21 protein-coding genes are annotated in these 20,105 nt (G+C 67.0%); 15 read left to right on the top strand and 6 right to left on the bottom strand.

Annotation, left to right across the window (positions count from 1 at the left end):
• Positions 1 to 5: 5 nt before the first annotated feature.
• The 3 genes from phnD to H4P35_RS22750 all read right to left on the bottom strand — a co-directional run bounded on the left by phnD (position 6) and on the right by H4P35_RS22750 (position 2,795).
• A complete protein-coding gene (gene phnD, locus H4P35_RS22760; RefSeq protein WP_056325424.1) occupies positions 6 to 1,004 on the bottom strand; it encodes a phosphate/phosphite/phosphonate ABC transporter substrate-binding protein in 999 nt (332 codons plus the stop codon).
• 147 nt (positions 1,005 to 1,151) lie between these two features.
• Entirely contained in the window at positions 1,152 to 1,964 is an 813-nt protein-coding gene (locus H4P35_RS22755; RefSeq protein WP_226847105.1) for an IclR family transcriptional regulator, read from the bottom strand.
• 12 nt (positions 1,965 to 1,976) lie between these two features.
• Positions 1,977 to 2,795, bottom strand: a complete 819-nt coding sequence (locus H4P35_RS22750; RefSeq protein ID WP_226847104.1) for an HAD-IIB family hydrolase — start codon at positions 2,793 to 2,795, stop codon at positions 1,977 to 1,979.
• 149 nt (positions 2,796 to 2,944) lie between these two features.
• Here H4P35_RS22750 and ribBA point away from each other — a divergent pair, with 149 nt between their 5' ends.
• From ribBA to H4P35_RS22720, 6 genes are all read left to right on the top strand, one after another.
• Entirely contained in the window at positions 2,945 to 4,120 is a 1,176-nt protein-coding gene (ribBA, locus tag H4P35_RS22745; RefSeq protein WP_056325432.1) for a bifunctional 3,4-dihydroxy-2-butanone-4-phosphate synthase/GTP cyclohydrolase II, read from the top strand.
• A gap of 10 nt (positions 4,121 to 4,130) precedes the next feature.
• On the top strand, positions 4,131 to 4,667 hold the full coding sequence (ribH, locus tag H4P35_RS22740; RefSeq protein ID WP_226847103.1) for a 6,7-dimethyl-8-ribityllumazine synthase: 537 nt from the start codon (positions 4,131 to 4,133) through the stop codon (positions 4,665 to 4,667).
• Entirely contained in the window at positions 4,636 to 5,145 is a 510-nt protein-coding gene (gene nusB / locus H4P35_RS22735; RefSeq protein WP_056325438.1) for a transcription antitermination factor NusB, read from the top strand. The genes ribH and nusB overlap by 32 nt, the downstream gene beginning before the upstream one ends.
• Positions 5,146 to 5,283: 138 nt before the next feature.
• A complete protein-coding gene (gene thiL, locus H4P35_RS22730; protein ID WP_226847102.1) occupies positions 5,284 to 6,249 on the top strand; it encodes a thiamine-phosphate kinase in 966 nt (321 codons plus the stop codon).
• A 63-nt stretch (positions 6,250 to 6,312) separates the two neighbouring features.
• Positions 6,313 to 6,819 (top strand): phosphatidylglycerophosphatase A, encoded by a 507-nt coding sequence (locus tag H4P35_RS22725; protein WP_175156222.1) that lies wholly within the window; start codon positions 6,313 to 6,315, stop codon positions 6,817 to 6,819.
• Positions 6,816 to 7,382, top strand: a complete 567-nt coding sequence (locus H4P35_RS22720; protein WP_056325445.1) for a CinA family protein — start codon at positions 6,816 to 6,818, stop codon at positions 7,380 to 7,382. Before H4P35_RS22725 ends, H4P35_RS22720 begins: the two co-directional genes overlap by 4 nt.
• Before the next feature lie 104 nt (positions 7,383 to 7,486).
• Here H4P35_RS22720 and pyrF read toward each other — a convergent pair whose 3' ends face one another.
• Genes pyrF through H4P35_RS22705 form a run of 3 tightly spaced genes read right to left on the bottom strand, consistent with a single transcriptional unit; the run spans position 7,487 to position 10,078 of the window.
• Positions 7,487 to 8,305, bottom strand: a complete 819-nt coding sequence (gene pyrF / locus H4P35_RS22715) for an orotidine-5'-phosphate decarboxylase (protein WP_056325448.1) — start codon at positions 8,303 to 8,305, stop codon at positions 7,487 to 7,489.
• A 5-nt stretch (positions 8,306 to 8,310) separates the two neighbouring features.
• The gene (locus tag H4P35_RS22710; RefSeq protein WP_062839594.1) at positions 8,311 to 9,630 is read right to left on the bottom strand and encodes an NAD(P)/FAD-dependent oxidoreductase; all 1,320 of its coding nucleotides are present in this window, start codon (positions 9,628 to 9,630) and stop codon (positions 8,311 to 8,313) included.
• A gap of 49 nt (positions 9,631 to 9,679) precedes the next feature.
• Complete coding sequence (locus tag H4P35_RS22705) at positions 9,680 to 10,078, bottom strand: diacylglycerol kinase (protein ID WP_076516669.1); 399 nt, start codon at positions 10,076 to 10,078, stop codon at positions 9,680 to 9,682.
• Between the two features lie 146 nt (positions 10,079 to 10,224).
• Between H4P35_RS22705 and H4P35_RS22700 the strand changes: the two genes are divergently transcribed.
• The 9 genes from H4P35_RS22700 to H4P35_RS22660 all read left to right on the top strand — a co-directional run bounded on the left by H4P35_RS22700 (position 10,225) and on the right by H4P35_RS22660 (position 20,100).
• Positions 10,225 to 10,938 carry a FadR/GntR family transcriptional regulator gene (locus tag H4P35_RS22700; RefSeq protein ID WP_128828943.1) on the top strand — a complete coding sequence of 238 codons (714 nt, stop codon included), beginning with the start codon at positions 10,225 to 10,227 and terminating at the stop codon, positions 10,936 to 10,938.
• A 140-nt stretch (positions 10,939 to 11,078) separates the two neighbouring features.
• On the top strand, positions 11,079 to 12,053 hold the full coding sequence (locus H4P35_RS22695) for a sialic acid TRAP transporter substrate-binding protein SiaP (protein ID WP_226847101.1): 975 nt from the start codon (positions 11,079 to 11,081) through the stop codon (positions 12,051 to 12,053).
• Positions 12,054 to 12,133: 80 nt separating this feature from the next.
• Entirely contained in the window at positions 12,134 to 12,760 is a 627-nt protein-coding gene (locus H4P35_RS22690) for a TRAP transporter small permease (protein WP_226847100.1), read from the top strand.
• A 50-nt stretch (positions 12,761 to 12,810) separates the two neighbouring features.
• A complete protein-coding gene (locus H4P35_RS22685; protein ID WP_226847099.1) occupies positions 12,811 to 14,220 on the top strand; it encodes a TRAP transporter large permease in 1,410 nt (469 codons plus the stop codon).
• Positions 14,221 to 14,232: 12 nt separating this feature from the next.
• Positions 14,233 to 14,979 carry an SDR family oxidoreductase gene (locus H4P35_RS22680; protein ID WP_062839595.1) on the top strand — a complete coding sequence of 249 codons (747 nt, stop codon included), beginning with the start codon at positions 14,233 to 14,235 and terminating at the stop codon, positions 14,977 to 14,979.
• A gap of 31 nt (positions 14,980 to 15,010) precedes the next feature.
• Positions 15,011 to 15,877, top strand: coding sequence for a fumarylacetoacetate hydrolase family protein (locus H4P35_RS22675; RefSeq protein WP_226847098.1), 867 nt, complete (start codon positions 15,011 to 15,013; stop codon positions 15,875 to 15,877).
• Positions 15,878 to 15,909: 32 nt separating this feature from the next.
• Positions 15,910 to 17,445 carry a UxaA family hydrolase gene (locus tag H4P35_RS22670; RefSeq protein ID WP_226847097.1) on the top strand — a complete coding sequence of 512 codons (1,536 nt, stop codon included), beginning with the start codon at positions 15,910 to 15,912 and terminating at the stop codon, positions 17,443 to 17,445.
• A gap of 59 nt (positions 17,446 to 17,504) precedes the next feature.
• A complete protein-coding gene (locus H4P35_RS22665) occupies positions 17,505 to 19,025 on the top strand; it encodes a mannitol dehydrogenase family protein (RefSeq protein WP_180097815.1) in 1,521 nt (506 codons plus the stop codon).
• 10 nt (positions 19,026 to 19,035) lie between these two features.
• Positions 19,036 to 20,100: an Ldh family oxidoreductase gene (locus tag H4P35_RS22660; RefSeq protein ID WP_226847096.1), complete on the top strand. Its 1,065-nt coding sequence runs from the start codon at positions 19,036 to 19,038 to the stop codon at positions 20,098 to 20,100.
• Positions 20,101 to 20,105 lie beyond the last annotated feature (5 nt).

Genomic DNA, 20,105 nt, shown 5'->3' with positions numbered 1-20,105 from the left:
CTGGATTACTTCTTGCTCTTGGCGGATTCGCGGTCGTAGGCCGCGCGGTTGAAGCTTTCGCCACCGGACTCGGCGACCTGGCGGACGATGGCCCAGTCCTTCTGGTAGGTCACCGGATAGAAGCGGTCAGCGTTGTCAAAGGCCTTGGACATCTCCGGCGGGAAGCGGTAGTCGTAGAAGCACTTGAGCATCTGGTCGCGGAACTTCGGCTCCAGGTCGTGCGCGTAGGCGAACGACGAGGTCGGGAATTTCTCGCTGGTGTAGATGATGCGGAAATCGGCTTCCTTGACCTGGCCGCGTTCGACCATGCGCTTGAAGACGTCGGACGCGACGGCCGCGGCGTCGTAGTCGCCGGAGTTCACGCCCATGACCGATTGGTCGTGCTTGCCCGAGAAGATGACCTTGTAGTCCTTGTCGGGCGTCAGGCCTTCCTTGGGGAACAGGGCAACGGGCGCCATGTGGCCGGAGTTCGACGAGGGGGCGGTGTGCGCGAGCTTCTTGCCCTTCAGGTCGGTCAGCTTCTGGTAGGGGCTGTCCTTCTTGACGATGACGATCAGGTTGTAGCCCTGGAAGCCGTCGGCGTAGCCCTTGACCGCGAACGGCACGGCGCCCGCGATGTTCACGGCGAAGGCGGTGGGGCCGGTCGAGAAGCCGCCGACGTGCAGGCGGCCCGAGCGCATGGCTTCGATTTCAGCCGCATTGCTCTGCACTTGATAGAACACGACGCGCTTGCCCGTGCACTCGGACAGGTGCTTGGTGAAGGGCTTGAAGATGTCTTCGTACACGGCCGGGTCTTCCACGGGCGTGTACGTGAACACCAGCGTGGAAGGCGTCTTGAGCTTGGACGGATCGGTCGGCGTGTCGGCCACCAGGTCCTTGTTCGAGTCGCAGTACATCTGGTCCAGGTCGCCGCGGTTGGAGCAGGTGTCGGCGGCCTGGGCGGCGGACGCTCCAAAAGCGAATGCGGCCAGGGCGGCCGCCTGCATAAGACGCAAGGCTTGCATCGTGTGTCTCCTCGTATGGGTATTAATTGAATGTTTGCTGAATTCAAACACACAACCGGGGACGGCACACTCGGGAAAGTCCCTGCCTTTCTTTTCGTCTTTTGTTCGTTTTGTTCGCTTTGTTTTCGTTTTTGCGCGAAAGCGCGCTCAGCCGCGGAAGCCCAATTTGCGGGAGATTTCCTGCGCGCAGGCCAGCAACGGCCGCGCGATCGCGCCGTCCCACGACACGTCGAACAGGCCCGTGGGGCCCAGGCTGGTCAGCGCCAGCACGATGCTGCCCGTGTTGTCGAAGACCGGCACGGACAGCGCGTCCACGCCCGGCAGCGGATTGCCCAGCGCGCGGGCCATGCCGTGCACGCGAATGTCCGCCAATTGCGCGTCGATGTTGGCGCGCGAGGCCTTGCGCGGGGGCGGCACGCTGGCGATGACGGCGGTGTCGCCTTCCTCGCGCGCGATGTAGTGTTCGCTGACCTTCGGGGGCAGCCACGCCGCGAACACCAACCCGGTGGCGGTGTGCAGCATGGACATCACCGTGCCCTTGCGCATGTTCACGTGGACCGGGTAGCTGGCTTCGGTCATGTGGATCATGGTGGGGCCGTGCGAGCCCAGCACCGCGATGCCCAGCGTGTGGCCGATCTCGGATTGCAGCTTGGCGATCTCGGGCATGGCCACCCGCACGGGGTCCAGACGCTGCAGACTGACCAGCCCCATCTGCAGGGCGAAGGGGCCCAGTTCGTACTGGCCAGTGGTGGCGTCTTGCTGCACCAGTCCCACGCGGATGAAGCTGACGAGATAAGGATGGGCCTTGGCGGAGGTCATGCCCGCGCCCGCCGCGAGGTCGCGCAGGGTCAGGGGCTTGCCGGCGTCGACCAGGGCGGCAAGCAGCGGCACACCCACTTCGATGGACTGGATGCTGCGGCGGCCGTCATTGGTGGGCGCCGCGGTCTTGGAAGTTGCCACGATGTGCTGACCTCAGGCCGGCTGGACTTTGGAGGGCTGGCGCGCGGCAAGCAGCCGGTCGGCCATTTCGACGAAACCGCCGCCGCCATGGAAGGCGGCCACGAAGGCGGGGCGGTGCGTCAGGCGATGCAACTGGGCCTGGATGTTGGCCACGCCGACCGAGATCGGGAAGTAGGCGAACATCGGCTCGTCGTTGGGCGAATCGCCAATGAACAGTGTGCTGTCCAGCGCGCCCGCCACGTCCTGGCCGAACTCGCGCTGGAACATGGTGCGTGTCATCGTGAGCTTGTCGTAGTCGCCGAACCAGCCATTGACGTGGATGGAGCTGACCTTGGCCTGCGCGCCCGCGTCCTGGAAGATCTGGACGATGCGGCTGATGGCGGCGTCGGGCAGGGCGGGGACGTCTTCGCAGAAATCGATGGCCAGGTCGGCCACGCGATAGTCCTGGTCGCTCGCGACGGCGCTGCCGGGCACCTCGGCCAGGACGCGGTCGCGGATGGCGTCCAGCCGCTTGCGGCTTTCCTGGCGCGAGGCTGCGTCGGTCCAATAATGCGTGGTCATGCGGCGGGCCTTGCGGTCGTAGGCGTAGTAGAACGCGCCGTTCTCGCCGACCACGGCGCGCACGGGCCACATGCGCGCGATGTGGTCGCACCAGCCGGCCGGACGGCCGGTGATGGGCACGACCTGGATGCCGGCCTGTTCCAGGCGTTCAAGCGCGGCGTACGCGTCGGCCGGCAGGCGGCCTTCGGTGGTCAGCGTGTCGTCGATGTCGGTCAGGACGACGCGGACGGCTGCCGCGACGTTCAAAGGCATGGCCGCAAGGGCTTGCATGAGGTTTTTCCTTCGTTTTTCTGGGGGGATCTCCGGGCGAAAGTTTAACCGGACGGCCCCATCCGGACGGGCCGTCCAGACACTAATAGGGGTTCGGCCCGCAGGGGCGTTAAAATCCGGGCTTTCCCGCCTGGTTTACGCGTCACGCCATGTCCGTCCAGTTGTCCTCCCTGCCCGGCTCCGAGCCGGAATCCTTCGGCATCGCTTCGGTTGCCGAGATCATCGCCGAGCTGCGCGCCGGCCGCATCGTCATCCTGGTTGACGAAGAAGACCGCGAAAACGAGGGCGACCTCGTCATGGCCGCCGAATTCGTCACGCCCGAAGCCATCAACTTCATGGTCACCCACGGCCGCGGCCTGGTGTGCCTGACCCTGACCGAAGAACGCTGCCGCCAGCTCGAGCTGCCCATGATGGCCGCCCGCAACGGCACGCGTTATGGCACCAATTTCACGCAATCGATCGAAGCCGCCGTGGGCGTCGAGACCGGCATCTCGGCCGCCGACCGCGCCCGCACCATCCAGGTGGCGGTGGCGCGCGACGCCAAGCCGGCCGATCTGGTCCAGCCCGGCCACATCTTTCCCGTGCGCGCCGTGCCCGGCGGCGTGCTGGTGCGCGCCGGCCACACCGAGGCCGGCTGCGACCTGACCGCCATGGCGGGCCTGACGCCTGCCGCCGTGATCTGCGAAATCCTCAAGCCCGACGGCACCATGGCCCGCCTGCCGGACCTCGTCGAATTCGCGCGCCAGCACGGCCTGAAGATCGGCACCATCGCCGACCTGATCCAATACCGCAGCGAGCACGAGTCCATCGTCAAGCGCGTGGGCAAGCGCACCATGCAGACGGCCTGGGGCACGTTCGAGGCCGTAGCCTACGAAGACGCCGCCACCGGCTCCGCCCACTTGGCGCTGGTGCATGGTAATGTGACTCCCGACGCCGAGACGCTGGTGCGCGTGCACGAGCCCGCGTCCGTGCTGGATGTGCTGGATACCGGCGCAAGTCCGCACAGCTGGGGCGTGGCCCAGGCGCTCGAGGCCATCGCCGCCGCCCCGGCCGGCGTGCTGGTGCTGATGAACTGCCAGTCTTCCACGGAACACCTGTTTGGCCAGATTGCAGGCTGGAACGACCCGAAGGCCCAGGCCAATTCCGCCAACGCCGACCGCTTCGGCCTGCGCACTTACGGGATCGGCGCCCAGATTCTGCGCGACCTGAACGTGGGTCAAATGAGGCTCCTGGCCCGGCCGCGCAAGATGCCCAGCATGGCGGGCTTCTCGCTCACCATTACGGGTTACGATTGCGACCCGCAGAACACTCCCGCAACACACTGAAGGCCGACACATGAACCCTTACATCCTTACCCCCGACCTGAACGGCGAAGGGCTGCACATCGGCATCGTACGCGCCCGCTTCAACGAAGAAGTCGGCCAGGCCGAACTCGAAGCGTGCCTGAAGGAACTGGCCGAACTGGGCGTGGACGAGCGCGACGTGATGGTCGCCACCGTGCCCGGCGCGCTGGAACTGGGCGTGGCCCTGTCCCACATGGCCGAAACGTTTGAATTCGACGCCTTGATCGCGCTGGGCGCGGTCATCCGCGGCGAAACCTATCACTTTGAAGTGGTCAGCAATGAAATGGCCACGGCAATCACCCGCATCTCCCTCGAAACCGGCATCCCCGTCGCGAACGGCGTGCTGACCGTCGACACCGACGAGCAGGCGCAAGCCCGCGCTGCCGGCAAGGGTCGCGATTGCGCCCAGGTGGCCGTTGAAATGGCCAACCTGGTGGCAGCGCTGGAACCCGAGGAAGAAGACGAAGACGAAGACGAAGACGACGAGGACGAAGATTTTGACGACGAAGAAGACGACGACCAGCGCTGATAGCGCGGCGCAGGCCCGCGCCAATGCGCGCAGCGCGCGCCGCCGTGCGCGCGAATTCGCGCTGCAAGGCGTGTACGCGTGGCTGCTGCGCGGCGGCGAAGGCACGCAGGACGCCGGCGAGATCGACGCCCATCTGCGCGACACCGAGGACTTTTCCGAGGCCGATGCGCAGTGGTTCAAGACCTTGCTGCACGGCGTGCTGCGCGAAGCGCCCGCGCTGCGCGAACGCTTCACGCCCTACGTCGACCGTCCGCTGGCCGAGTTGTCGCCGGTTGAGCACGGCATCCTGCTGATCGGCAGCTTCGAGCTGATCCATCACGTCGAAGTGCCGTACAAGGTCGCCATCAACGAAGCCGTGGAACTGGCCAAGTCGTTCGGCGGCACCGATGGCTTCAAGTTCGTCAACGGCGTGCTCGACAAGCTGGCTGCCGATGTCCGCGCGCACGAGGTCCAGGCCGCGGCGCAGCAACGGCGATAGCGAGCCCCCCGCAGCGCTTCGCGCTTCCCCTTCAAGGGGAGCGCCGCTGCGGACCGGCGGAGCCCGGATCGCGGCCCCGCCGCGTGGCACCCGTTAGAGTGCGACGGCGATTCTTGAACGCCGCATAGTGGAGGCGCGGTGGCGTCCGAATTTGATCTGATTGCGCGCTATTTCACGCGTGCCGCGCCTGCCGGCCTCTTGGGCGTTGGCGACGACTGCGCGCTCTTTCCTGTTCCTCCCGGTGAGCAGGTGGCCACCAGCACGGACTTGCTGCTGGAAGGCCGGCATTTCTTTCCCGACGTAGACCCGAAATCGCTGGGCCACAAGGCGCTGGCAGTGAATCTGTCCGACCTCGCGGCCATGGGCGCGCGCCCGATCGGCTGCGTGCTCGGGTTGGCGTTGCCGCGCCTGGACGAGCCTTGGCTGGCGGCGTTTGCCGAAGGGTTTCACGCGCTGGCCGCAGCGCACGGCTGCCCGCTAGTCGGCGGCGACACCACGCGCAGCGCGCACGACCTGGCGATTAGCGTGACCGTGTTTGGCTCGGTGCCCCCCGGCCAGGCGCTGCGCCGCGATGGCGCGCGAAGCGGCGACGATATCTGGGTGTCCGGCGACCTGGGGGCGGCCGACGTGGCCTACCGGCTGCTCGACGGGCAATATCCGGCTGATGCCGCACTGCTGGCCGCCACGCGAGGCGCGTTGGAATGGCCCGAGCCGCAAGTGGGGCTGGGCACGGCGCTGCGCGGCATCGCGAATGCAGCCATCGATCTTTCCGACGGCCTGGTGCAGGACCTGGGCCACATCCTGGCCGCCAGCCGCGTCGGCGCCTGCCTGCGGTTCGCGGACCTGCCGATGGCGCCCGCGCTGGCGGGCCTGGACGCGGCGCCGCTGCAACGCGCGCTGCTGGGCGGGGGAGATGTCTATCAACTGTGTTTCACCGCGCCGCCGTCCCGGCGCGACCCCGTCCTGGCGGCAGCCCGCAGGGCCGGCGCCCGCGTGACCCGGGTGGGCGAGATCCTGCCGCAGCCGGGCATCGCGGTTCTCGACTCGCACGGGCAGGCGCTAGCCGACCTGCCCGCCGGCTTCGATCACTTCCCCGCGGACTGATCCGCGGCTTCCTTTTTTGCAGACCCTTCCCCCATGTCTTCCGCTGATAAGCACTCCACCTCCATGCGCGACCGCCGCCGCGCCGCGTATCCGGCGCTTTCCTGGGTCTGCCGCGATCCGGGCCGGCTGATTGCGTTTGGCTTTGGCAGCGGACTGATCCGTCCGGCCTCGGGCACGTGGGGCACGCTGCTTGCTTGGGCCATCTGGGTGGCGGCGGCGCCTGCGGCGTCGGACCTGGCCATCGGCGTGTTCCTGGCGGTGGCATTTCTGTACGGATGCTGGGCCTGCCATCGCGTCGGCCGAGAACTCCAGCAGCCGGATCATGTCGGAATGGTCTGGGACGAGATGGTGGCGTTCTGGCTGGTGCTGTGGCTTACGCCGGCCGGCTGGGTCGCTCAGGCGCTGGCGTTCGTGCTGTTCCGCACATTCGACATCGTCAAGCCGCCACCCATCAAGTTCTTCGACGCCCATATCAAGGGCGGATTCGGAGTCATGTGGGACGATATCGTGGCCGCCGGCTATGCCTTGCTGGTAATGGCGTTGGTGGCCCGCACAGGAGTCTTGGGATGAACGATCAGCATGAAGGCGCGCGGACCAACATGACGGCCGCGCAGTTGTCGGAAGCGACGATCCTCGGCCTGTCCGAGCGGCTGGGCGATGTGCTGCGCCAGCAGGGGTGGATGCTTGGCACCGCCGAATCCTGCACGGGCGGCCTGTTGGCAGGCGCCGTCACCGCGGTGGCCGGTTCCAGCGAATGGTTCGAGCGCGGCTTCGTCACTTACAGCAACGACGCCAAGGTTACCGAACTGGAGGTGTCGCCCGAAACGCTGCATCACTTTGGCGCCGTCAGCGAGCCCGTGGCGCTGGAAATGGCAAACGGGGTGCTGCTTGCCGTGCCCAATGCGCACGTGGCCATGTCGACCACCGGCATCGCCGGACCGGGCGGCGCCACGCCCGGCAAGCCGGTGGGCATGGTGTGCTTTGGCTTTGCCATGCGGGTGGGCGACGGCATCAGCAGCCGCGCGGTGACGCACGTGTTCCAGGGCGACCGGGGGCAGGTGCGCCAGGCGGCGGTGGAGTTCGCGCTGCGGGCCGTGCTGGAATTCGCGGGGGCGCCGATCAACCGGCGATGAATCCCGACGCGAAACGCCCGCGCTGAACGTGCGGGCGTTGAAATGAAAAAAGCCGCTGCACCGCGCGTTTGCGCACGGTGCAGCGGCTTTTGCGCAATGTGGCGTCAGCGCACCGCGTTGATCGCGTCGCGCAGGCCCTTGGCGGCCTCGGCGGCGGCTTGGCGCCAGTCGTCGCCGCCGCTGGCGTAGATGATGGCGCGCGACGAGTTGATCATCATGCCGTTGCGCGCCGCGTTGGCGCCGGCGTTGACCGTGGCGGTGATGTCGCCGCCCTGGGCGCCGATGCCCGGCACCAGCAGGGGCAGGGCGTCGCCGATGCGCTGGCGCACCGCGGCCAGTTCGTTGGGGAACGTGGCGCCTACCACCAGGCCGCACTGGCCATTGGCATTCCATTTGTCCGCCACCAGCCCTGCCACATGCAGGTACAGCGGCTCGCCGTTGTCCATCTTCAGGAATTGCAGGTCCGAGCCGCCCGGGTTGGAGGTGCGGCACAGGACGATCACGCCGCGGTCGCGCCACGCCAGGTAGGGCTCGACCGAGTCCAGGCCCATGTACGGGCTGACGGTGAGGGCGTGGGCCTGGTAGCGCTCGTAGGCTTCGCGGGCGTAGTTTTCGGCGGTGGAGCCGATGTCGCCGCGCTTGGCGTCCAGCACGATGGGCAGGTCGGGGTGCTTGTCGCGGATGTGCTGGCACAGCGCTTCCAGCTGGTCTTCGGCGCGGTGCGCAGCGAAGTACGCGATCTGCGGCTTGAAGCTGCAGGCGTACGGCGCGGTGGCGTCGACGATGTCGCGGCAGAACTGGAAGATGGCGTCCGGCTTGTCCTGCAATTCGCGCGGGAAGCGCTGCGGGTCGGGATCCAGCCCGACTTGCAGGAGCGAGTTGCTGGTGGTCCAGGCGTGTTCGAGTTTTTGCAGGAAATTCATGGGATTCAGTGCAGTTTGACCCGCGGGCGCGTGCGCCGCATGAGCAGGCGAGCCAGGGCGAGGGAGACGGTACGCGAGGCGCCCAGCACCGCGCGGTGGTGCATCAGGTGCAGGCTCATGTACATCAGGCGCGCCAGTGTACCGCTTACGAACAGTCCCCGTCCGGCAAGCTTGCCCATCAGGCTGCCCACCCCGGCGTCCTGGCCCAGCGACACCAGCGATCCGTGGTCCTGGTAGACGTAGGGCTCGGTGGGCTCGGGGTTGTTGCGCAGCCTGGCCGTCAGCTTCTTGGTCAGGTAATCGGCCTGCTGGTGCGCGGCCTGGGCGCGGGCGGGCACGGTGCGGCCGTCACGCCACGGCGCCGCGCAGCAGTCGCCCAGCGCCAGGATGTGCGGATCGGGCGTTTCGAGCCGCTCGTTGACTTCGATCTGCCCCAGCTTGTTCAGCGGCAATCCCAGGTCGGCCAAGAGCGCCGGGCCCTTGATGCCGGCGGCCCACATGCACAACTGCGCGGGAAACTCGCGGCCGTCGGCGGTGCGCACGGTGTTGTCCGTCACTTCGGACACACGGCATGAGGTCTCGACGCGGATGCCCAGTTCGGTCAGGCGCTTGGTCGCCGCCACCGAGATCTTCTCGGGCAGCGCGGACAGGATGCGCGGGGCGCCTTCGACCAGCGTGATCGCCAGGTCGCGGTCGGCGCGGAAGTTCGGCAGGCCATAGGCGCTGACGACGTGGCTGGCTTCGGTCAGTTCGACCGCCAGTTCGACGCCGGTGGCGCCGCCGCCCACGATCACCAGATCCAGCCGCGCGGACGGGTTGCGCACCTTGGCCTGATCCACCAGCGCCATGGCCTTGAGCATGGTCAGGCGAAATTGCTCGGCGTTTTCGGTGGTGTCCAGCGTGACCGCATGTTCAGCCGCGCCCGGCGTGTTGAAGAAGTTGGAGGTGCTGCCCAGCGCCAGCACCAGCGTGTCGTACGCCAGTTCGCGGCGGGGCAGGACTTCCTGGCCCTGCGCGTCATTGACGGCGTCCACGGTGATGAGACGGCGTTCGCGGTCGACGCTTTCGAGCCGCCCCTGGGCGAACGAGAAGCCGTCCATGTGGGCCAGCATCAGGTAGGACAGGCCTTCCTGGTGAATATCCAGCGTGCCCGCCGCCGCTTCATGCAGCGAAGGCTTCCAGATGTGAAAAGGGCGGCTGTCGACCAGGGTGATGTATTGGCGGCCGTGGATCCGGCCCAGTTTGGCGGCCAGTTCAAGGCCGCCTGCGCCACCGCCGACGATGACGATGCGCTTCGAGGGTGCTGACGTCGATTGAGGCATCATGGCTCCCAGTATAAATAGAGTCGCATCCCCGTCGCGGTGCGAACCCGTATCAGTGCATGACGAAACGGCTGATGGCCACGCCCACCCAGACCGTTCCGGCAAATATCAGCAGCAGCATCACCGCCGCGCTGCCCAGATCCTTGGCCCGTCCCAAGAGGGGGTGGCGTTCGACCGACAACGCATCGGCAAGCGCTTCGATGGCGGAATTGAGCAGTTCTGCCGCCAGCACCATGACCACCACGCCCACCAGGAAGAACACCTCGACCGTGGTGCGGCCCAGAAAGAATGCTGCTGGAATCATCAGCACGGCCAGCGCCAGTTCCTGGCGGAAGGCCGCCTCGTATTGGACGGCCGCCTTCAGGCCCTGCCAGGAATAGCGCAGCGCATTGAGGATACGGCGCGCGCCGCCGGTGCTCTTGAAGGGCGAGTGTTGCGGATCGTGGGTCATGGAATCGGATGAAAGCCGTGGTGGCGGCTTTTTAACAGATAAGGGTTGCCCGCGTGGCACATCGCACGCGGATGGGCAAACCCTAATTGTGACCCAGCGTCGGGAGGCGCAGGATTCTGGTCAATTGGTAAGGCCACTTTACCTATATGCCGATTCAGACCATTGAACCTCGCCGCCTGTATCGCCAGATCGCCGATCAGCTTCGTCTGCTGATCGAGGCCGGCGAATTTCCGGCCGGCGCGCGCCTGCCGCCCGAGCGCGACCTAGCGCTGAAGCTGGGCGTGTCCCGGCCGTCGGTGCGGGAAGCGCTGATCGCGCTGGAGGTCGAAGGCTGGGTGGAAGTGCGCATGGGGTCGGGCGTGTACGTGCAAAGCCCGGGCGGCGCGCCGCGCGCCAGCCTGACCGCCGAAAGCCCGCTTGAAACCATCCGCGCCCGCCGCACCATCGAGAGCGAGCTGGCCGCGCAGGCGGCGCTCAATCCCGTGCCCGCGTTGGTGGAAGGCCTGCGCGAAGCCGTCGATGCGATGGAAGACGAGGCGCGGGCCGGCAGCGTGCCCATCCGCGGCGACCGGCTGTTCCATCTGCGTGTGGCGGAAATGGCCAACAACGCCGTGCTGGTGCGGGTGGTGGGCGAACTCTTTGACGAACGCCACAACCCGCTCTCCGTGAAGCTGGGCGATTACTTCGAAAATTCCGACAGCTGGGCCGTCGCCATCACCGAACACCGCCGCGTCATCGACGCCATCGCGGCCGGTGACGAACAGGGCGCGCGGGCCGCCATGCGTGAACATCTTTCCTGCTCGTACGACCGCCTGATGGCCAGCTGGCCCGGTGCGGCCGACGCCTTGCGCGCTGAATAGCAACAGGCCGTCGGTCCCCCCCGGGGGCGCCGGCGGCAACTCGCAGTCGCAGTTGGTAGGTGCAGCTCCAGTAGGTGAACTCCATATGTAAAACATGACGCGAGGCCGCCGAGCCCGCCACCTCAAAGAGAGGAGACAACATGAAGCCAGGCAACGCCATCAAAGTGCTCTTTGCCGCCGTCGCGATCGCCGTCAGCGGCTCCGCGCTGGCGCAGACCAAACTGAAGTGGGCGCACGTCTACGAGACGTCCGAACCGTTCCATACCTCGTCGGTGTGGGCCGCGCAGGAGATCGAGAAGCGCACCAACGGCCGCTATCACATCGACGTCTATCCGGCCTCGCAACTGGGCAAGGAAAACGACATCAACCAGGGGCTGACGCTCGGCACGGTCGACATGATCATCTCCGGGTCCAGCTTCGCGGCCAAGAGCTTTCCGCGCATCGGGGTCACGTACTATCCCTACACCTTCCGCAGCCCCGAGCACCTGATCGCCTACACCAAGAGCGACATCTACAAGGAGCTCACGCAGGGCTACGACGAAAAGAGCGGCAACCACATCGTCGCGACCACCTACTACGGCACGCGCCAGACGACGTCCAACAAGCCGTTCACCAAGTGCAGCGAGATGAAGGGCCTGAAGATTCGCGTGCCGGACGTGGCCGCGTATCTGGCCATGCCGCGCGCCTGTGGCGCCAACACCGCGCCCATTGCCTTTGCCGAGGTCTATCTGGCCTTGCAGAACGGCACGGTCGAGGCCCAGGAAAACCCGCTGACCACCATCGAGGCCAAGAAGTTCTACGAGGTGCAGAAGAACATCATCCTCACCGGCCACATCGTCGATCACCTGAACACGGTGATCTCCGGCAAGCTCTGGAAGAGCCTGTCGGACGAGGACAAGAAGATCTTCGCCGAGGTCGCGCAGCAGGCCGCGGAAAAGGCGTCGGCCGAAGTGGCCGCGTCCGAGAAGAAGATGGTCGACGTCTTCAAACAGCGTGGCCTGACGGTGGCCGAGGTCAACATCGAGGACTTCCGCAACACGGTGCTGGAGAAGGTGCCGTTCAAGCAATACGGCTACGAGAAGTCGGACTGGGAAAAGATCCAGGCGGTGAAGTGAACGCCGGCGCGGCGGGCTGCCACGCCGGTCCGCCGCGCCCGATCTGATCGCCACACCGATCCCGCACGAGGGGAGATTCCATGCACTCCAACGCGAAGGCCGCGCCGATGGCGGCCGTCAGCCATCCGCCGGACAAGCCGCCCGGCGCCCATCACGTTTCCTCGGTGGACGAGATCGTCCAGAGCTTCGAGGAGGCCGATCATCACGTGGTCAGCCTGGCCGGCTACCAGCCGGAAGACTGGATCTGCCTGGCCATGTTCTGGGTAATGGCGCTGCTGGTGTTCCTGCAGTTCTTTTCCCGCTACGTGCTGAACGACTCGTACGCCTGGACCGAGGAGCTGGCGGTGTACTGCCTGATCGGCGTGGTGTTCTTGGGATCCGCGATGTGCGTGCGCGCGTGCCGCCATATCCAGGTCGACTTCCTGTACCGCTACCTGCCCAAGCCCGCCGGCCGCGTGCTGTCCACGCTGATCGACATCCTGCGCACGGCGTTCTTCGGCTACGCCGTGTGGCTGACCTACCGCTACATCGTCCTGGTGGGCGACGAGCCCATGACGACGCTGTTCTGGAACAAGGCGTACGTCTATTGGGTGGCGCTGGCGGGCTTCGTCATGATGTTCTTGCGGTCTCTGCAGGTGTCCGTGCAGAACTGGCGGCAGGGCTACTCCATCCTGGAGAACCCCGCGGCCTATGAGTCGCTGGACTGAAGCGCTGGACTGACCCCCCCGAATCCGCAGTGCCTTTGCCAGGAGCGAACATGGGCACCCTGATTGGAACCTTTCTGCTGTTGATGATCATGGGACTGCCGGTGGCGGTCTCGATGGCGGGCGCGTCCCTGCTGTTCATCCTGATTTCCGGCAGCGTGCCGGACGTCGTGATCGCGCAGCGCATGATTGCGGGCGTCGAGTCGTTTCCGCTGCTGGCCGTGCCGTTCTTCATCCTGGCCGGCAACCTGATGAACATCGCGGGCATCACGGGCCGCATCTACAACTTCGCCGTCGCGCTGGTGGGCTGGATGCGCGGCGGGTTGGGGCAGGTGAACATCATCGGCTCGGTGGTGTTTGCCGGCATGTCCGGCACCGCCATCGCCGACGCCGCGGGCCTGGGCACCATCGAGATCAAGGCCATGAAGGACCACGGCTACCAGACCGAGTTCGCGGTCGGGGTGACGGCCGCATCGGCCACGCTGGGCCCCATCATTCCGCCGTCGCTGCCGTTCGTCATCTACGGCATGATGGCCAACGTATCGATCGGTTCGCTGTTCCTGGCGGGCCTGATTCCCGGCCTGGTGCTGACCATCCTGATGATGCTTACCGTGGCGTACTACGCGCGCCGCAACAACTGGGGCGGCGACGTTGCCTTCAACTGGAAACGGCTGGGCGGCGCGGGGCTCGAAGTGCTGATCGTGCTGGCGTTTCCGATGTCGATCTGGCTGATGACGCTGGCGGGCGTGTCGCCCAACGTCGCCACCGGCATCTCGTTCGCGGCCTTGCTGCTGCTGGACTGGAAGTTCAACTTTTCGGCCGTGATGGCGCTGATGGCGCCGGTGATCCTGATCGGCGGCATGACGCTGGGCTGGTTCACGCCCACGGAAGCCGCGGTGGCGGCCGTGATCTGGGCGCTCTTTTTGGGACTGGTGCGCTATCGCTCCATGACGTTGCGCACGCTGGCCAAGGCGTCGTTCGACACCATCGAGACCACCGCGTCCGTCCTGTTCATCGTGACGGCTGCTTCGGTGTTCGCCTGGCTGCTGACCACGACGCAGGCCGCGCAGGCGCTCACCGACGCCATCCTGAGCGTGACGCAGAACAAGTGGGTGTTCCTGCTGATGGCGAACGTGCTGATCCTGATCGTCGGCTGCTTCATCGACACCATCGCGGCCATCACCATCCTCGTGCCCATCCTGCTGCCCATCGTGCTGAAGCTGGGCATCGACCCGATCCATTTCGGGCTCATCATGACGCTGAACCTGATGATCGGCCTTCTGCATCCGCCAATGGGCATGGTGCTCTTCGTGCTGGCGCGGGTGGCCAAGCTGTCGGTCGAGCGCACCACGATGGCCATCCTGCCGTGGCTCGTGCCGCTGTTCGTGGCGCTGATCGCCATCACCTACATTCCTTCGATCACCCTGTGGCTGCCCACCGTAATGGGCATGACCGGCAAATAAGGACGCACGCCCATGTCAGCAAGACTGCAAGGCAAGACCGCCATCGTCACCGCCGCAGGGCAGGGCATTGGCCGCGCCGTGGCCCTGGCCTACGCGCACGAGGGCGCCGATGTGCTGGCCGTGGACCTGAACGGCGCCGCGCTGGAATCGCTGTCCGGCTGCCGCACGCATGTGCTGGACGTGACCGACGCCCGCGCCGTGCGCGCGCTGGCCCAGGATGCGGGCGGGGTCGACGTGCTGTTTAACGGCGCGGGCTTCGTGCACGCGGGCACCATCCTGGATTGCGACGAGGACGCCTGGGATTTCTCGTTCAACCTGAACGTGCGATCCATGTACCTGCTGATCCGTGCCTGCCTGCCGGCCATGCTGGCGCGCGGCGCGGGGTCCATCGTCAATATGGCGTCCGTGGCGGGCAGCATCAAGGGCGCGCCCAACCGCTGCGCCTACGGCGCCACCAAGGCGGCCGTCATCGGCCTGACCAAGGCGGTCGCCGCCGACTACGTGGGGCAGGGCATCCGCTGCAACGCGATCTGCCCCGGCACGGTGGAGTCGCCGTCCCTGCGCCAGCGCATCGACGCGCAGGCGCTGGCCAGCGGCCAGTCCGTCGCGGCGGTCGAAGCCGCCTTCACTGCGCGCCAGCCAATGGGCCGGATCGGCCGCGCCGAAGAGATCGCCGCGCTGGCGGTGTATCTTGCCAGCGACGAATCCGCCTTCACCACCGGCACCGCGCAGGTGATCGACGGCGGCTGGTCCAATTGAATTCTTCTTTTCCAGCAACCAGGAAACCGCTATGAAACTGATGCGCTATGGCGCCAAGGGCTCGGAAAAGCCCGCCTTGATTGACGCAGAGGGCCAGGTCCGCGACCTGTCGTCCGTCATTTCCGACATTACCGCCGAGTCGCTCGTGCCCGCCAAGCTGGCGCAGTTGCGCGCGCTGGATCCGGCGTCGCTGCCGCTTGTTGCGCAGCCCGGCCGCGTGGCGCCGCCGTGGCGCGGCATGGGCAAGTTCATCTGCATCGGCCTGAATTACGCCGACCACGCCGCCGAGTCCGGACTGCCCGTGCCGGCCGAACCGGTCGTCTTCATGAAGACGACGTCGGCCGTGGTGGGCTGCAACGATCCGGTCGTGCTGCCGCAGGAATCGGTCAAGACCGACTGGGAAGTCGAACTGGGCGTGGTGATCGGCGAGAAGGCCCGCTATGTCAGCGAGGCCGACGCCATGAAGCACGTGGCCGGTTACTGCGTGGTGAACGACGTGTCCGAGCGCGAATACCAGATCGAACGCGGCGGCACGTGGGACAAGGGCAAGGGCTGCGATACCTTCGGCCCCATCGGTCCTTGGCTGGTCACGGCCGACGAAGTCCCCAATCCGCAGGACCTGGAGATGTGGCTTGAGGTCAACGGCAAGCGCTACCAGAACGGCAGAACCCGGACGATGGTGTTCGGCGTGGCGCAGTTGGTGTCGTACGTCAGCCGCTTCATGACGCTGTACCCGGGGGACCTCATCAGCACCGGCACGCCGCCCGGCGTGGGCATGGGCCAGAAGCCGTCGCCCGTTTATCTGAAGGCGGGCGACGAAATGAAACTGGGCATCGCGGGCCTGGGCGAACAGCGCCAGCGCGTCCATGCCTGGGATCCCGCCCTGATCGACGGCTGATCCGCAAGGCCCCCTTGTATTCCGGAGTTCTCATGTCGCAGACCGATACGGCAGTCATCCGCATCCACCCGGCGGACAACGTGGTGATCGCCAGACGCCAGCTTGTCAGCGGCACGAGGCTGGAAGGCGAGGGGGTGACCATCGTGGGACTGGTGCCGCCGGGCCACAAGGTGGCGGTGCGCGCCATCGCGGCCGGCGAGCCAGTGCGCCGCTACAACCAGATCATTGGCGTGGCGCGGCAGGACATTGCGTCCGGCCAGCACGTTCATACCCAGAATCTGGAGTTCTCGGATTTCGAGCGCGACTATGCCGTGGGGCAAGATGCGCGGCCCACCGACTACGTGGGGGCGCCGGCCATGTTCGACGGCATCGTGCGCGCCGACGGCCGCATCGCCACGCGCAACTACATCGGCATCCTGACCAGCGTGAACTGTTCGGCCACGGTGGCGCGCGCCATCGCCGATCACTTCCGCCGCGACATCCGGCCCGAGGCCCTGGCCGCCTGTCCAAACGTGGACGGCGTCGTGGCGCTGACGCATGGCGCGGGCTGCGCCACCGGCAGCGACGGCGAACCACTGCGCGTGCTGCGGCGCACGCTGGGCGGTTACGCCCGGCATGCCAACTTCGGCGGGCTGATGGTTGTGGGGCTGGGTTGCGAGACCAACCAGATCGGGGGGCTGATGGAGCAGGAGCATCTGCGCGAAAGCGGCATGCTGCACACCTTCAACATCCAGGACACCGGCGGCACGCGTAAGACGGTGGCGCGCGGCATCGAACTGGTCGAGCGCATGCTGGACCAGGCCAACCGCGTCCAGCGCCAGCCCGTGCCCGCCAGCCACCTGACCGTGGGGTTGCAATGCGGCGGGTCGGACGGCTATTCCGGCATTAGCGCCAATCCGGCGCTGGGCGCCGCGGTGGACCTGCTGGTGCGCCACGGCGGCACGGCCATCCTGTCCGAGACGCCGGAAATCTACGGCGGCGAGCACCTGCTGACGCGCCGCGCGCAATCGCCCGCCGTGGCGGACAAGCTGCTGGCGCGGGTGCGCTGGTGGGAAGACTACTGCGCCCGCAACGATGCCGAGATGGACAACAACCCCTCGGCCGGCAACAAGGCGGGCGGGCTGACCACCATCCTGGAAAAATCGCTGGGCGCCATCGCCAAGAGCGGCACGACCAATCTCACCGACGTCTACGAGTACGCCGAGCCCGTGCATACGCGCGGGCTGGTCTTCATGGACACCCCGGGCTACGACCCGGTCTCGGCCACCGGGCAGGTGGCCGGGGGCGCCAATCTGATCTGCTTTACGACCGGCCGCGGGTCCGCATATGGCTGCGCGCCCGCGCCGTCGCTCAAGCTGTCCACCAACACGGCGCTGTGGCAGCGCCAGTCCGACGATATCGACATCAATTGCGGCGAGGTCGTCGACGGCGCGCAAAGCGTGGCGCAGATGGGCGAGCGAATTTTCCAGCTCATGCTGCAAACGGCGTCGGGCCGGCGCACCCGCAGCGAGACGCACGGCTACGGACAAAATGAATTCGTACCCTGGCAACTGGGCGCGGTGATGTAGCGAAGACGGCTCGGGGCATGCTATACCCTGGCGTCTCCCCTTTTAGGCATAGCGCACCCATGCTTGAACGTTTGAATTCGGAGTCATTGCCACGTCTGCCCGCCGACGTTGAAAAGCCCAGCTACGACCGTAGCCGGCTGACGCCGGGCATCGTCCATCTTGGGCTGGGCGCCTTTCATCGGGCGCATCAGGCGTTTGTCACCGATCAGGCCATGCAAGCCAGCGGCGACCTCACCTGGGGCATTCTGGGCGTCTCGCTGCGCCACCCCGCCACCCGCGATGCGCTCACGCCCCAGGACGGGCTGTACACGCTGGCCGTGCGCGACGCCGGTCCGGACGGCCAGGACCGCGAACACCTGCGTATCGTGGGATCCGTGCTGCGCGTGATGGTGGCCGAGGAAGACCCCAACGCCGTTCTCGAACGCATCGCGTATCCGCAGACCCGCATCGTCAGCCTGACCGTGACGGAAAAGGGCTACAGCCACGAACCGGCCACGGGGCATTTGCGCTGGGACGATCCGGACATCGTGCACGATCTGGAAAACCCCATCCGGCCCCGCAGCACCATCGGCATCCTGGTCTACGGCCTGGCGCTGCGCCGCGAACGCGACCTGCCGCCGATCACGCTGTTGTCGTGCGACAACCTGCGCGGCAACGGCGACACGCTGCGCAGCCTGGTGCTGGCCTTTGCGCTGCGCGTCGACGTGACCTTAGCCGACTGGATCGACCGCCACTGCACGTTTCCGAATTCCATGGTCGACCGCATCGTGCCGGCCACCGAAGACCAGGACCGCCGGCGGATCGCCGAACGCCTGGGCGTCGAGGATGCCTGGCCCGTGCTGGGCGAGCCCTATCTGAACTGGGTGATCGAAGACCGGTTCGCCGCCGGCCGCCCTGCCTGGGACGCGTACGGAGGCGCCACCTTCGTGCGCAATGCGGCGCCCTACGAGCGTCTGAAGCTGCGCATGGTCAGCGGGCCGCATTCGGCGCTGGCCTACCTGGGCGCGACGCTGGGACTGCATACGGTGGCCGATGCCGCCAACACGCCCGCCCTGCGGGCGTTCGTCGACGCCATGATGCGCGAAGAGATCGCCCCGACCCTGCGCGGCATTCCCGACACGGGGCTGGTGGAATACCGTCTGCGGTTTCTGGAACGGATCTCCAACCCGGCGCTGCCGCATCCGCTGTCGCAGATCGCCATGGACGGATCGCAGAAGCTGCCCCAGCGCCTGCTGGACACCATCCGCGACCGGCTGCGTGCCGGCCACGGCATCGATCGTCTGTGCCTGGCGGTTGCCGCATGGCTGAACTACCTGCGCGGCGAGGACGAGCAGGGCAGCGCCTACCCCATCCAGGACCCCATTGCCGCGCGCCTTGACCGCCTGTTGGCGCGTGCCGAGGTGGCCGCGCATGCCGCCATGCCGTCGCAGGCGGCGCAGCGGCGCGCGACGGTGCTGGCGCGTTTCAAACCGGTGTTCGGCGACCTGGGCAATTCGGCCGAGTTCGTGGGCGCCCTGACCAAGCATCTGGAAGCGCTGCGCGAGCACGGTGTGATCCATGCCGTGCAGGCGGCCACCTAGGAGACAGGACATGAACGCCGACCGCCGCGTGACCGCCATCGACTGGGAACGCTGGGCCACGGCGTGCCTGCTGGCGCAGGATTTTCCGGCCGATGACGCGCGCTGCCTGGCGCAAAGCCTGGCGCAGACCAGCCTGTGGGGCATCGATTCGCACGGCATCGCGCGCCTGCCGCATTACCTGAACCGCGTGTCGCATGGGTCGATTCTGGCCCGGCCGGACATACGCGTCGATCGGACGGGGCCGGGAGCCGCCCAGGTGCATGGCGGCCGGGGGCAGGGCATCGTGGTGGCCCATCGGGCCAACGCGCTGGCAATCGACCTGGCGCGCGAGGCTGGGGTGGCGGCGGTGGGCGTCAGCGACTCGTCTCACTGCGGGGCGATCGGCCTGTACAGCCGCGCGGCGGCCCGGCAGGGTCTCATCGGCATCGCCTTCACGCATTCCGATTCCATCGCCGCACCCTTCGGCGGCCACGAGCCCTTTTTCGGCACCAATCCCATCTCGCTCGCCTTTCCGCGTGCGGGCGGACAGCCGCTCTGCCTGGACATGGCGACAACCGCCATTCCGTGGAACCGCGTCATGAACGCGCGGCGCGACGGCGCGGTGCTGCCGCCGGGCGTGGCGCTGGACGGGCGGGGCGACGACTCCACCGATGCGCAGGCTGCGCGCGCCCTGCGTCCGCTGGGCGGCGAGGAATACGGCTACAAGGGCTATGGCCTGGCAATGATGATCGAGCTGCTGTGCGGACCGCTGAACGGCAACCCTCACGGCCCGCACATCTCGCCCATGTACGACGCCTTGGACCGGCCGCGCGAACTGGGCGCTTTCTTCATCGTCATCGATCCGGCGCGCTTCGCGGGGGGCGCGGCCCTGGCGTCGGTGGTGGCGGGAATGGCGATGGAGCTATCGGAAGCGCCCGGCAAGCCTCGCATGCCTGGCGACCCGGAGGCCACGCACGAAGCGGAACGCCAACGCCTCGGCTTGCCCGTGCCGCCGGCGCTTTGGCACGAGATGCAGGTCTGGAGCGACCGGCTTGGCGCAGCACTGCCGCCCTTGCATCAGACGCGGCAGGCGTGAAGCCC

Origin of the sequence: Achromobacter sp. 77, from assembly GCF_020541125.1 — a bacterium.
Taxonomy (GTDB): domain Bacteria; phylum Pseudomonadota; class Gammaproteobacteria; order Burkholderiales; family Burkholderiaceae_B; genus Achromobacter; species Achromobacter mucicolens.
This window is presented reverse-complemented; position numbering and strand designations above follow the sequence as displayed.